Origin of the sequence: Paenibacillus lemnae, from assembly GCF_012933385.1 — a bacterium.
GTDB classification, from domain to species: Bacteria; Bacillota; Bacilli; order Paenibacillales; family Paenibacillaceae; genus Paenibacillus_AQ; species Paenibacillus_AQ lemnae.
The window spans coordinates 302,184-316,352 of record NZ_JABBPN010000001.1; the positions used below are offsets into that span (position 1 = coordinate 302,184).

The 14,169-nt window shown below is 50.9% G+C and carries 12 protein-coding genes; all 12 read left to right on the forward strand.

Annotated elements, in window-relative coordinates; all coding sequences use genetic code 11:
* Positions 1-74: 74 nt before the first annotated feature.
* On the forward strand, positions 75-1,001 hold the full coding sequence (locus HII30_RS01375) for a LysR family transcriptional regulator (protein ID WP_169503125.1): 927 nt from the start codon (positions 75-77) through the stop codon (positions 999-1,001).
* An 89-nt stretch (positions 1,002-1,090) separates the two neighbouring features.
* Positions 1,091-1,237 carry a hypothetical protein gene (locus HII30_RS01380; RefSeq protein ID WP_169503126.1) on the forward strand — a complete coding sequence of 49 codons (147 nt, stop codon included), beginning with the start codon at positions 1,091-1,093 and terminating at the stop codon, positions 1,235-1,237.
* The gene (locus tag HII30_RS01385; RefSeq protein WP_169503127.1) at positions 1,234-1,914 is read left to right on the forward strand and encodes an HNH endonuclease; all 681 of its coding nucleotides are present in this window, start codon (positions 1,234-1,236) and stop codon (positions 1,912-1,914) included. The genes HII30_RS01380 and HII30_RS01385 overlap by 4 nt, the downstream gene beginning before the upstream one ends.
* Before the next feature lie 140 nt (positions 1,915-2,054).
* Positions 2,055-2,273 (forward strand): DUF378 domain-containing protein, encoded by a 219-nt coding sequence (locus tag HII30_RS01390; RefSeq protein ID WP_169503128.1) that lies wholly within the window; start codon positions 2,055-2,057, stop codon positions 2,271-2,273.
* 529 nt (positions 2,274-2,802) lie between these two features.
* Positions 2,803-3,786, forward strand: a complete 984-nt coding sequence (locus HII30_RS01395; RefSeq protein ID WP_169503129.1) for an ABC transporter permease — start codon at positions 2,803-2,805, stop codon at positions 3,784-3,786.
* An 18-nt stretch (positions 3,787-3,804) separates the two neighbouring features.
* A complete protein-coding gene (locus tag HII30_RS01400) occupies positions 3,805-4,713 on the forward strand; it encodes a carbohydrate ABC transporter permease (RefSeq protein WP_169503130.1) in 909 nt (302 codons plus the stop codon).
* A gap of 43 nt (positions 4,714-4,756) precedes the next feature.
* Positions 4,757-6,373: an extracellular solute-binding protein gene (locus HII30_RS01405; protein ID WP_169503131.1), complete on the forward strand. Its 1,617-nt coding sequence runs from the start codon at positions 4,757-4,759 to the stop codon at positions 6,371-6,373.
* A 148-nt stretch (positions 6,374-6,521) separates the two neighbouring features.
* On the forward strand, positions 6,522-7,910 hold the full coding sequence (locus HII30_RS01410; RefSeq protein WP_169503132.1) for an alpha-L-fucosidase: 1,389 nt from the start codon (positions 6,522-6,524) through the stop codon (positions 7,908-7,910).
* Between the two features lie 81 nt (positions 7,911-7,991).
* Positions 7,992-9,278, forward strand: coding sequence for an alpha-L-fucosidase (locus HII30_RS01415; RefSeq protein WP_169503133.1), 1,287 nt, complete (start codon positions 7,992-7,994; stop codon positions 9,276-9,278).
* Between the two features lie 31 nt (positions 9,279-9,309).
* Positions 9,310-10,335, forward strand: a complete 1,026-nt coding sequence (locus tag HII30_RS01420; RefSeq protein ID WP_169503134.1) for a carbohydrate-binding family 9-like protein — start codon at positions 9,310-9,312, stop codon at positions 10,333-10,335.
* Entirely contained in the window at positions 10,332-12,932 is a 2,601-nt protein-coding gene (locus HII30_RS01425) for a transglutaminase domain-containing protein (RefSeq protein ID WP_169503135.1), read from the forward strand. The genes HII30_RS01420 and HII30_RS01425 overlap by 4 nt, the downstream gene beginning before the upstream one ends.
* 46 nt (positions 12,933-12,978) lie before the next feature.
* Positions 12,979-14,013, forward strand: coding sequence for a glycoside hydrolase family 18 protein (locus tag HII30_RS01430; protein WP_169503136.1), 1,035 nt, complete (start codon positions 12,979-12,981; stop codon positions 14,011-14,013).
* The last annotated feature ends 156 nt before the right edge of the window (positions 14,014-14,169 follow it).

Below are 14,169 nucleotides of genomic sequence, written 5' to 3' on the forward strand. Positions count from 1 at the left end.
GATCTATATCATAAGTAATTGCTTATGGTAATCTGAATACCTATATAATCTAAATCAAAAGGAGGCTGGATCATTTGGATATGGCTCTGGAAGTATTCATCAAAGTCGCCGATAAAGGCAGTTTTACTCAGGCAGCCGCAGAACTGAACATGACCCAGCCTGCTGTCAGTCAATATATTCGAGCGCTGGAACGCTCGGTAGGGGCGAAGCTTCTGGATCGTACCAATAAATACGTCAGACCTACGCAGGCGGGCGAAATCGTCTATCATCATGCCCGGATCATTCTCGGTACGTATACCCGAATGCAGACACTCGTCGACGATGTGCTGCACCGTGCAGGGGGCGAGCTGTCGATTGGTTCTAGCTATACATTCGGAGAGTATGTTCTTCCCCGGCTGCTTGCAAACTTGAAGAGTCGATATCCTCTGATACGTCCCAATATCAAGATCGGCAATACAGATGTGATTGCGGATATGATTCTTAACCGTGAGGCAGATATCGGCATTGTCGAGGATGAGTATCAACATGAAAAGCTTGCGGTTGAGGCTTTTGCTGAGGATGAGATGTTGATTGTCGTGCCGGCTGAGGATCGATTTAACAAGAAAAGTGAAATCGGGCTAGAGGTGTTAATGGAGGAGACCTGGATTTTGCGGGAGAGTGGATCAGGAACACGTCGAGTGACGGAGCGCATGTTCTCTGAGCGGGGGGTTCAGCCCGCATCCATCCTCGAATTCGGAAGCACCCAGCTCATTAAGGAGTCTGTTGAGGCAGGCCTAGGCATCACGCTTCTTTCCCGGTGGACTGTACAAAAAGAGCTGAAATTAGGAACGCTGCATGTGCTGAGGCTGTCCGGTGATCCGGTAAAGCGCCCTTTCTCTTTGCTGATGCAGCCCACACCCTATCATACTAAGGCGGTTCAAGTGTTTTTGGAACTGCTTAAAGAGCTGTCCGGCTTCCAGGGGTTGCCGTCTTCCAGTTTGCGGTATAATGAACATGGGTAATACGTAGTCACCATAACAGGTCTGGGGTGAGGAAGCCGGGAAGTGTCCGGAATCTATGGATATAATCAATGATGCAAAATCTAACCTTAATGATAGACGATGTCCTGCCTGCGGAATTCACCACCCTGTATCTCATTTTCGGCGAAGATCGGGAAAAAGGTCTTCCTCAGGCGCACGGAGAGGCATATGCCGGGATTGCCGGAACAGGCAGAAGTCAGAGGCAAGCGCAGCTATGAATGCTGAAACGTCCGCATCTTTGCCTGCAATCAAGGAGCTTCGTGAAGATTCGGCACAAGAAGATGTCTTGCATCAGGACGGGGGGCACAAGAAGTCGAGGTCGCAGAAACGGCGGGCGGCCCGAAAGCGGGCTAAAGCAAGAGCTCAGGCGTCAAAGGAGACCCCATTGAAGCAGGCAGTGCCTGCCAAGCAGCCCCCTGATGCTGTGATCAGGCATACCATTTTAAATACAGACAGAGCCTTGAATAAACGCCCGTCCGCTCCAGCAAGACCGCCCCTCATACCCGGCCAGCCGGATCCCTATGATCCATCGCGGCTGAAGCCTACACGTTCCGGCATGATCCGGATGCGGGGACGCACAGACAGGAATCGGCGCTGGCAGCAGGACATTGACCCTGTACTGGCTGAAATTCTGGTACGGGAAAGTGCAGCGGTGGTCGTGAACCGCCATACGATTCGTCGGCTGTATACGAACAAGGGGTTTCGAAGATATATTTTGGAGCGCGATCAGTACCGATGTTTTTTCTGTGGGGGCCGGGGTGATACGATCGATCACTTGCTGCCTCGTGCCAAAGGAGGACATACCACGCCGATGAATTGTGTATGCGCTTGTATGGAGTGCAATCAATCCAAGGCAGACCGGGATCTGGAAGATTTTATTCACGCCAGCCGCTAAAATTTATGTCATGTGTGTAATTTTTTGAAGATTATGACTAAAATAAATAAACTTCGGGAAAAATGGTTTGTAGAATGCCCATAAGGTTATATTACCTATGAGACACGCATCCATAAATCTCCAGCAAGGGAGGAATACACGTGAAAACATTTAACACGATTGCGCTGCTTCTGCTTATTATCGGGGGGATTAACTGGCTTTTGGTCGGGCTGTTCCAGTACGATCTGGTAGCATCTATCTTCGGAGGACAGGACTCTGCCGGTGCACGCGTGATTTATACGATTGTCGGAATTTGCGCACTTTACTCCATTAAATTTTTTGGAGATGTGACGGACGACCATCGCACGACAGCTCGCTAATACAAATAAAGGGTTCGTGGCAGTCTGCTTCAAATGCCACCCCTTGAAGAAGCTTTTAGTTGGCAGGATGTATCTGCTGATGAGAGCTTCTTTTTTTTGTGTTAGGGAGGGGATGGAAACAATTACATATGGATAAAAAAGGATAAAATGCTTCATTGGGATCAGTCATGCTTTAGAATGAATTACGTCATGTTATTTAACAAAATGGATTCGATATTTAGCAGTAAACCGGTTTCAATGTCATGTCCAACTTAAATTTTTCAATGAAAAAAGATAAAAATGATGTCAGTTCTCGATAGGTCAGATTTGATGTGAGCTGTAAATCAAGGCGCAAATATGACACATTGTCAGGTGTCATCTCTTATTGTCAAAGGCTGAAAACCCTTGATGCTATGCGGTTTTGAAGGTGAACAAAATGGACATATTTACGCTGCTGCGCGTCGTGGGGTATCGTAGGTGTAAGCGTTACCAGACAGATGAGCTTCCGTCAGGTAAGGAAAGCTCACATGATTGAGGAAGGGGTGGTCCGATGGAGAATGCAAAAACAGCCATCAACAGCAGTTCAGGCGCGAGCCCTGGCAGCGGCCAGAAAATCAATGGCACAAAAAAGGGTAGTCTTGGGAAGAGAATAGTTCAGAACTGGGAATTGTATCTCTTCATTGCACCTGCATTTTTCTACTTTTTAATCTTCTTTTACGGCCCCATGTACGGGGTACAGATCGCGTTCAAAAACTTCATTCCTACACTAGGGATCTCAGGAAGCCCGTGGGTCGGTTTCGATCATTTCACCCGATTTTTTGATTCCTACTATTTCTGGGATCTCATCTGGAACACATTAAGTATCAGCTTGTATGAGCTGGCCGTTGGGTTTCCGATTCCAATCATTCTGGCGTTAGCTTTTAATGAAATCAGAAATGGCTTCTTTAAAAAGATGGCACAGACCATCACGTACGCGCCTCACTTTATTTCTGTCGTGGTTATGGCGGGTATGATTATTACCTTCTTGTCACCATCGACAGGTATTATCACGATGATGATCAATGCACTTGGATTTGATGCACCGAACTTCCTCACTGACCCGGCTTGGTTTAAAACAATGTATGTCTTGTCCGGCGTCTGGCAGAGTGCGGGCTGGGGAACGATCATCTATCTGGCTGCACTATCCGGAGTCGATCCGGGGCTGCACGAAGCTGCGGTCATCGATGGGGCTACCCGTTTCCAGCGTGTGCGTCACATTAATATCCCTACCATCGTACCGACGATGACCATTCTGCTCATTCTGAACATCGGCACCCTGCTCGGTGTTGGATTTGAAAAAATCCTCCTGCTTCAGAATCCGCTCAATATGGAATCATCTGACGTCATCGCGACATTCGTTTACAGAGCCGGTCTGGTGGATGCGCAGTACAGCTTCTCCACGGCAATTGGATTATTCAATTCCGTCGTCAATGCCGTTATGCTGATTGTCGTCAATCAAATTGTCCGTAAGACCAGCGAGAACAGTCTATGGTAGAAGGGGGGAGCAAACAATATGCTGTCAGGTGTTAGAGAATCACGACGAGATAAACTGTTTCTGGCGTTCAACTACTTTTACGTATTTTTCGCTTTTGCCATTGTGGCCTATCCGATTATCTATATCTTAAGTGCTTCGATCAGTGATCCAAAGCTTGTCGGATCCGGAGAAATGTGGCTCCTTCCGAAAGGAATTACATTCGAGGGTTATATCCGAGTGTTTGAAAACAGCAGTATCTGGCTCGGATATTGGAATACCATCGTGTACACGGTCGTAGGTACTGCAATCAACTTGTTTGTTACGCTTCCGGCGGCTTATGCACTGAGCCGCAAGGACTTTGTCGGCCGAAACTTCTTTATGGCCATGTTTATGGTTACCATGTTCTTCAGCGGTGGTCTGGTGCCCACATACCTGCTTGTTAAGGAGCTGGGGATGATTAACACGATGTGGGCGATTGTTATTCCTTCGGCTGCATCGATCTGGAACATTATCGTATCCAGAACCTTTTTCCAGAGTTCCATTCCGAAAGAACTGCAGGAGGCTGCCCAGATTGACGGATGTACTAACCTGAGGCTGTTCATCAAGATTATCCTGCCGCTGTCCATGCCGATTATCGCGGTTATGGCCCTGTTCTACGGGGTCGGCAACTGGAACAACTACTTCTCGGCTCTCATTTATCTGAATGATGCCGACAAGTATCCGCTGCAGCTCGTGCTGCGTCAGATCCTGGTTCTGCAGGAAATGTCTGCTCAGGGCGGCGGAGCGATGGACAGTTCAACGGCAGCAGCCCTGAACAACAAGGCTGAGATTGCCGCACTGGTTAAATATGCGGTCATTATCGTAGCGACCGTACCTATTATTGCGATTTACCCGTTCCTCCAGCGTTACTTTGTACAAGGTGTAATGATCGGTTCCGTCAAGGGCTGATCTTGCCATAGCATTACCATAATTAAAAAGGGGAGTTGTTGTCATGAAGAAGCTTCGTAAAGCGTCATCCATTCTGCTCTGTCTCATGATGTCCGCCAGCGTATTGGCTGCCTGCGGTTCATCCGGCAGTGAGGGCGGTACCACGACTGAAGGGTCAAATTCGGCCGAAGGCGTAAAGAAAGAAGGCTTTCCCATTGTAGAGGAACAGATAACGCTCAAAGTCATGTCACAAGATGCAGGAATGGCTGATTGGAACACGATGCCGGTTCTGCAGGAAATGGAGAAGCTGTCCAACATCAAGCTCGAGTATCAGCTCTCACCGATCGACAGTTTTGCTACCAAGAAGAACCTGGTTTTCGCCAGCGGCGACCTGCCTGATTTCTTCTATGCAGCTGACCTGAAGCCTGCCGAGCAGGTAACCTACGGTACACAGGGCGTCCTGGTTCCCCTGGAAGGTTACATTGACGGCGGTTATGCTCCAAACATCAAGAAAGCGCTGGATGAGAATCCGGATGTACGTAAATCCTTCACAACACCGGATGGTCATATGTACGCACTGCCGTTTATCGATCCGACAGCTGTATGGTACAGAGGACCGGTATGGTACAACGGTAAATTCCTAGAAGCTTTGGGCAAAGAAGAACCTAAAACAACTGAAGAGCTGTACGCATACTTGAAGGCAATTAAAGAAGAAGATCCGAACGGCAATGGCAAGCAGGACGAAATCCCGCTGTCTTCCGTAAAGCTTGACGACATCCGTATGTACTTCTTCGGATTCTGGGGGATGTATAACGAGGACATCTATGCAGACAAGGACGGAAACGTTCACTATCCGTTCCAGGAAGAAGGATATAAAGGCTACCTGACATTCATGAACCGTCTGTGGGAAGAAGAACTGCTTGACCATGAAACCTTCTCCCAAACCGATGAGCAAAAGAAAGCTAAAGGTAAAAACAATCAAATCGGCTTGTTCAGCGATTACCATCCGTACTTCACCATGGGCGGCGAGCCAAATGCAGACCATCCGATGATGACACCGGTGGCGAGTGAAATCGAAGGCAGCCCGGTATACGGCAAGCACCCGGGTATGGCTGCGAACGGCACCTTTGCCATCTCCAGCGCAAACAAGCATCCGGAAGCAACCATGCGTTGGGTTGACTACCTGTACAGCTACGAAGGTAACACCCTGTTTGACCAAGGGCCGGAAGGCTTGATGTGGCAGTACAAAGACAAGGAAAACCTGGTTAAAGAATGGCTGCCTGTACCAAATGGCGGTGACCGTGAAGAATACCGCGGAACCATCACGCCAAACTATGGCATGCTGACTCCAGGCATCAAGATTCCTGAGCTGACGAATGGCCTGCGTAACGAGTTCGATGACTGGATCGACGAGCAGAACCAGGAGAAACTGGTTCCGATCGCGAAAACACCATTCCCGAACGTGTACCTGACCAACGAACAGCAAAGCGAAGCATCTGCACTGCTGTCTGATCTGAACACTTACGTGAAGCAGATGGAAGCGAAGTTTGTTACCGGACAAGAACCAATGTCCAACTGGGATAACTATGTAGCACAAGTGAAGAAAATGGGCGGAGATCGTCTGGTAGAGCTTTACCAGGAAGCTTACGACACTTGGAATTCTACGCCAGCAGCAGAGTAAGAATGAATCCATCATAAAATACAAAAGAAGCCAACATATCCCGGTCCTTTGCGGCCGGGCGTTGGCTCTTATTTTTATCACCGGGAAATCAGCATCAAGTTTCATCATCAAGCCGGATCGAGCCGGTACCATTTAACGGAGGTATATTATGAGCGAGAACAATCCCGAAGTACAAGAACAGGAAATGATCGAGCACGGCGTACATAACTACAGCAGCGAAGAGAACTGGGTCAAGCCAGAGGATCCGCTGCTGCTGGAACGCCTGGAATGGTTCAAGGACCAGAAGCTGGGTCTGATGATGCACTGGGGTCCTTATTCCCAGCTCGGCATGGTGGAATCCTGGGCGCTCAGCGATGACGACGGGGACTGGTCCCGGGACGGAATCGACTGGGATGTAGACAGCACGGAACTGAAGCGGCAGTATTTTGACCTGAACAAAACGTTTAATCCGATTCGCTTTCAGCCCGAGCTGTGGGCGGACCTGGCCAAAGACAATGGCTTTAAATATTTGAACTTTACGACCAAGCATCACGACGGATTCTGCATGTGGGATACGCATACGACCGATTACCGCACAACAGGCAAGGACTGTCCGTTCCATACACATAAATACGCAGATATCACAAAGCACCTGTTAAATGCGTTCCGTGACCGCGGTCTCGGCATTTCCGCCTATTTCTCCAAAGCGGATTGGCATACGCCATATTATTGGGCGCCGGGCATGAAGGCAGGTACCTTCACTTCCCGCGGACCAAGCTACGATCCGCAGGAATATCCATGGTTGTGGGAGCAGTTTGTTCAGTTCACCCATGAACAGATCATGGAGCTGATGAGCAATTACGGACGGATTGATGTCTTGTGGCTGGATGCCGGATGGGTCAATGACTACAAGGATCAGAATATCCGTTTGGGCGAAGCCGTAGAAAAAGCACGCAAAATCCAGCCATGGCTGTTGTCAGCTGACCGTACAGTAGGCGGCCCTTACGAGAACCTGATCACACCAGAGCAGACGCTGCCGGATCATGCGATCCATGTTCCTTGGGAGAGCTGCATCACGCTGGGAACTTCATTCTCATTCCGATATGAAGATAAATACAAGTCCGTGCGCGAGCTCGTTCATCTGCTGGTGGAGGTCGTTGCCAAAGGCGGCAACCTGGCACTGAATGTCGGACCGCAGCCGGACGGACGTCTCTCCGAAACCGCGATTGAACGCATTAAAGGTCTGGGTGCATGGCTGAACGTGTATGGCGAAGCCATCTACGGCACGCGTCTGTGCGCACCTTACTTTAACGGTGACGGTAATGTATTCTTTACGAAAAAAGACGACACTTCTTATGCGTTCCGTCTGTATGCCGAGGGTGAACAGGCTGCAGGTGGAGTTCATCTTCCAGTAGAAGGTGACGTTCAGCGTGTGGATCTGGTCGGAGGTCCGGAAGGACTGGCATTCAGCCGTACGGACAGCGGGATTACCGTCAATCTGCCGGCACAGGAAACGGAAGGCGCGGCACCGATTGCTCATGTGTTCCGCCTGATGTAAATCACAGCAAGGACAGAGGATATCCGGGCTCAGTTTGCAGGGATCCTGCCCAGAGCCTACTTAAATCGAGGTGCATTCTTCATGCAAACATGGTTCGAAAAAGCAAAGCTCGGCATATTCATCCACTACGGCATTTATGCCGTAGACGGTGTGGCCGAATCGTGGTCTTTTTATAACGGAAAAATCCCGTACGACCAATATATGAAGCAGATGGATGGCTTTACGGCTTCGAAGTTTGATGCGGAAACCTGGGCTGACCTTATTGAGAAATCCGGAGCCCGGTATGCGGTGCTGACGACCAAGCATCATGACGGTGTAGCGCTGTGGGATACCGAATACAGTGATTTGAATGTGGTCAAGAAAACCCCCGCCGGCCGTGATCTTGTGAAAGAGTACGCTGAAGCGATTACCGCCCGCGGTTTGAGATTGGGGATGTATTACTCCCTGATTGACTGGTCACACCCTGACTATCCGAGCGTATATGAAGGCGGGCGGGTTCCGGAGGATCTCAGCACGGTGAACCGGTTTTCCAGCCCTGTAGACGGCATACAAGATGAGGCCAAGTGGCAGCAATTCCTGGAGTTCAACAATAATCAGCTGAGCGAGGTGCTCGGTGATTATGGCCAGGTGGACCTGCTCTGGTTCGACGGAGACTGGGAGCGGAGTGCGGAGCAGTGGAATCTGCCGGCATTCAAGCAGTACCTGCTGACGTTTAATCCAAATTTGATTATCAATTCCCGGCTTCAGGGCCACGGTGATTACAAGACACCGGAACAGGGAATTCCGATCACAAGACCGGAAGGTCCATGGGAGTTCTGTACGACCATCAACACCTCATGGGGTTATGTGCCGGATGACAACAAATACAAGTCGCTGAATCAGATTATCCGCATGTTCTGTGACTGTATTTCGCTCGGCGGCAATATGCTGCTGAATATCGGTCCCCGTGAGGACGGAACAGTCGATGAGCGGCAGGAAGCTATTTTGCTGGGGCTGGGTGACTGGATCCGTACACATGAAGAGGCGGTGTTTGGTACCGAAGAAGGCATCATGACCCGCTATTATCCCGGCGGAAGCACGGTATCTGAGGATCGGAAGACGCTCTATCTGTTTGTGTACGATGATCCCAAAGAGAATGTATGCCTTAAAGGTCTGAGCAGCCCTATTAAAAAAATTACAGTGCTGCATTCAGGAAAAGAACTTCAGCATGATATTCACGGCGGTGTACCTTGGTTCAATATCCCGGGCACCACTTGGATTTACATGACATCAGAGGATACCCACGAGCAGGTTACTGTTCTGAAGCTGGAGCTTGAAGAAGAACTGGAGATGTACGGCGGATCGGGTGCTGTAGTCACTCATAACTAGCGAAATCATTTAAAACAAGCGGGGGATGAACATGAATCGAAGCGGTGTACCGGAGCCAAAGATACAATACGCTCCCAAGCATTATATTTGCCGGCGTGCGCAGGAGCCGCTGGAGCTGGACGGAAGGCTGGATAAGCCCTTCTGGAGCCAGGCGGACTGGACGGAAGATTTCATCGATATTGAGGGGGACGTCCGTCCGAAACCATCCAAGCAGACCCGGGTCAAAATGCTCTGGGATGACGAGTATTTCTACTTCGGCGCTGAGCTGATCGAGGATCAGATCTGGGCCACGCTGACCGAGCGGGACTCCGTGATCTTTTATGATAATGACTTCGAGATCTTTATTGATCCTGATGGAGATACGCATCAATACTATGAATTTGAAATCAATGCCCTGAATACGGTCTGGGATCTGCTGCTGGTGCAGCCTTACCGTGATGGCGGACCGCCGGTGAACAGCTGGGATATCAGCGGATTGAAGACCGCTGTCCATATTGACGGCGAGCTGAATAATCCATCAGCAGATAACCGCAAATGGAGCATCGAGATCGCGATGCCATGGACCAGTCTGAAGGAATGCGCCAAGGATGGGCGTCAGCCGAAAGCGGGTGAGTTCTGGCGTGTAAACTTCTCACGCGTGGAATGGCAGACCGAGGTCGTGGACGGGGAATACCGCAAGGTGATCAATCCCGACACCGGCAAGCCTTATCCTGAGGACAACTGGGTATGGTCGCCGCAGGGCGTTATTAATATGCACTATCCCGAGCTTTGGGGTTATGTCGTGTTTGATGATGAGCACGGCAAGAGGCAGATATTTCAGCTGCCTGCAGATGAAAAGATCAAATGGGAGCTGCGCAAGCTGTACTACCGTCAGCGGAATCACTTCGAAACGCACGGCAAGTTCACCTCTGACCTTGCGCTGCTGATGGGTGATGATGACTGGAGCATCCATCCGGAAATTGAAATCACCCGCGGGCTGTTCCAGATCACGGTACCGGCTTCAGACGGAACGTCCATATTCTGTATCCGGGAAGACGGAAAGGTGTGGAAGGAATGAGTAAGGATATGAAGGAGCAAATGTCGCAGCTGGACGCCAAGTTTGAGGAAAAGCGGCACATGGCAGGCCCCCGGGAACATGATTTGTTCCATATTTTCGATCAGGATCTGACAGAGGAAGAAGTAAGGGCTTTGAAATACCTGTACGCCTATATGCCGGTGAATGATATGGCGGATTACGATGGGGAGCTGTTCCTGAATCATGTCCGCCAGACGCTGGACATCCGCCGCCGGGTGCCTTGGGGCCAGCGGGTACCGGATGAGCTGTTCCTGCATTTCGTCCTGCCCTACCGGGTAAACACGGAAAACATTGAGGATGTCCGGGGCCTGATGTACAGCGAGCTTGCAGAGCGCACAGCCAAGCTGTCCATGCAGGATGCCATTCTGGAGACGAACTACTGGTGCCATGAAAAAGCAACCTATATCGGCAGCGATCTGCGGACCATGTCACCGCTGACCATTATGCGTACGGCGAGAGGACGCTGCGGGGAGGAATCGACCCTTGCGGTGTCGGCCCTCCGCAGTATCGGAATTCCTGCACGCCAGATTTATACGCCGCGCTGGGCCCACTGTGATGATAATCACGCCTGGGTGGAGGCCTGGGCGGATGGAGAATGGTATTTCATCGGTGCCTGTGAACCGGAAGCCCGTCTGAACCAAGGCTGGTTTGGACCTCCGGCACGCCGGGCAATGCTGATCAATACCCGGATTTTTGGAGATTATCCCGGTCCGGAGAATATCACGCTGGCTGATCCGTGGTTCACGGAAATCAATGTGCTTGAGAATTATGCAAGGACCCGTACGATTGAGGTTACTGTCAAGGATGACCTGGGCCGTCCCGTAACGGGAGCAGAAGTCCGCTTCGAGCTGTACAACATGGCAGAGCTGTATCCGATCGCCATTCTGCCGACTGACGAGCGGGGCGAAGCCTCGTTTAAAACCGGTCTCGGCGATCTGGTCATCCGTGCCGTGAAAGACGGCGTATGGCATGAAGTGAAGAACACCCCGGATGATGCCGGACAAGTGGTCGAGCTCATTCTGGATACCCGGGAGCAGCCGGTAGGAACGGAAGATCTGGATCTCGTACCGCCTCCCGAGCGGGAAGGTGAGCCTGTACCTGATCTGACCGATGCACAGATTCGTCGGCATAATGAACGTCTGGAAGAGGGAACCGGTATTCGGAATGCTTTTGAGGCGACCTTTCCGGGCAGGGGTACTGCAGCAGACATCGCGCGTACTGCCGGGCTTCCGGAAGACCGTGTATGGGATGTGATCCGCAAGGCAAGAGGCAACGGACATGAGATCGCGGCGTTTCTTCAGCAGTATGCTGAAGCATACGGAGAGTGGCCTTTGCGTCTGTTGGAAAGTTTGAATGAGAAGGATCTGGCAGATACGTTCATTCCGGTTTTGGAGAATCATCTGACCGGCGCTCTGCGCTACCGGGAGGAAACATCAGAGGAGATGTTCACCAACTACATCCTCTGTCCAAGAGTTCTGCAGGAAATGATCGTACCTTACCGACGTGAAATCCGTGAAGCTTTCACGTCAGAGGAAGCGGAAGGTTTCCGGGCCGACCCTCAGAAGCTTGCGCAGGTGCTGGAGCAGGATTATACCTTCAGGGAAGACATACCGAATCTGAAGGGCAGAGGGAATCCGCTTGGCACGTTCCGCATGAAAGCAGGGGATGAGATGTCGCTGGGCATTCTGTTTGTCGCTGCGGCCCGAAGCCTGGGTATTCCGGCAAGGCTGCATCCGAGCGAGCAGAAGCCTCAGTATGCTAAAGGCAGCCGCTGGATGGATGCCATGTTCGCTAATGCTTTCAAGCATAAGGAGCAGCCTGGCGAGTGGGGACGGCTTCAGCTTCTCCGTGATCCCGCTGCCGGACCGGATACGCCGGAGGCATCTTATGAACAAACCTTTACGTTTGCCCGTCTCGAGAACGGTGCTTATAAAACACTGGTTTATCCTCATGGTAAAACCGATGTGTACGATGAGCCGTTTGAGGTGGAACCGGGTGCGTACCGGATTACCTCCGGTGTACGGTTGAAGGATGGCTCCGTGTATGTCCGTTTCATCTATGTGACGGTACGTGCAGGCGAGCTGTGTGAAGTCATGCTCACCTTCCGTGACGTTCAGGAAGGCATTCCGGTGCTTGGCACGATCGACCGAAGCAGTGTGCTCACCACACTGGATGGCAGTGATGTAGGGCTCGGCGAACTGCTTGGCACCAAAGGCGCTTTGGCAGCCTGGCTGGAACCGGAACGGGAACCGAGCAAGCATCTATTGCGAGAGCTGGGTGAGCTGGCGGAATACGTTGAACAGCAGGGCATTCCTGTCATTTTGCTGATCGGTCATAAAGAATGGACATCTTCATTCTCCCCGGTACAGTACCCGAAGCTGCCGAAGGACACCGTGTTCGTCAAGGATGACAGTTATGCGGCACTCCCGAATTTCATTCCAAACAGCGCAGCCAGTGAAGCGGGATACCCGCATCTGTTCGTCATCGATGCTCAGGATGAAATCCGTTATACCGCCTCGGGCTACAAGATCGGGATGGGTAAGGAAGCGCTGCAGACTTTTATACAATTGAACTCATAAACCTACTCATGAACACATAAACCTACTTTCGAATGGAGCGATTAATATGCCCGCAACCTATATAGCGGCCGGTTATGCATCTGATCATGTGCTGCCTGATATTCCGATGGAAGATCTGCGCAAGCTGACGCATCTGAATGTAGCCTTCGGCCATGTTAAGAATGATGAAATCACCACTGCACACTTGAAAAATGGTGAAGTCCTGGAAACGATCAAGCGCGGCCATCCGGAGCTCACCCTGCTTCTGTCGGTCGGCGGATGGAGTGCCGGCGGATTTTCCGAAGCAGCTTCCACTGAAGCGGGAAGACAGTCCATGGCGGCATCTGCGGTCCGTGTGCTGAATGAATTTCCTTTTGACGGAATCGATCTGGATTGGGAATATCCCTGCTACGGTGAAGCCGAAATTGAATCCAGACCGGAAGACAAGCAGAATTTCACACTGCTGCTGAAGACGATCCGTGAAGCGCTGGATCAGAAGGGCAAAGAGGACGGACGGCATTATTTGCTGACGATTGCTGCCGGCGCCGACCAGTATTATATCGATGGTACGGAGATGGAGGAGGTTCAGAAGTATCTGGATTTCGTTCAGCTGATGACCTATGATATGCGCGGTGGATTTCAGGTGCTGACTGGTCACCATACCAACCTCTACACGCCGACAGGCGATCTGTTCCGCATCAGTGTAGAAGCTTCAGTGAAGCTGTTCCATCAGGCGGGTGTACCGAAGGATAAAATCGTGATCGGGGCAGCGTTCTATTCCCGTGTCTGGAACGGTGTTCCGGACCGCAATAAGGGACTGCACCAGATGGCGGGCACGACCGGCGGTTATGGCCCTGACTACACGGAGCTGGCGGCAGATTATATCGACAAAAACGGCTATACCCGTCACTGGGATGAGGAAGCTTGTGCGCCTTATCTGTTCAACGGATCCAGGCTCATCTCCTATGATGACGAGCAGTCCATCGCGCGGAAATGCGACTTTGTCAAAGAGCAGGGCCTCGCCGGTGTAATGTTCTGGGAATACAGCTGTGACAAGACCGGCAGACTGCTGCATGCGATGTACGAGGGATTGAAGAAGTAGATTTGTGTTATATAGACTGAAGTATTGAATAACATGTGAATACACAGTCGGTCATTAGCTTTATTGCTCCGGGATATACCCGTTTCATAAAGGCTGCGAGGTTACGGTGAACGAGTGAATGCGATTTCGGCTCGATTTCGCTCTAACGGACATACA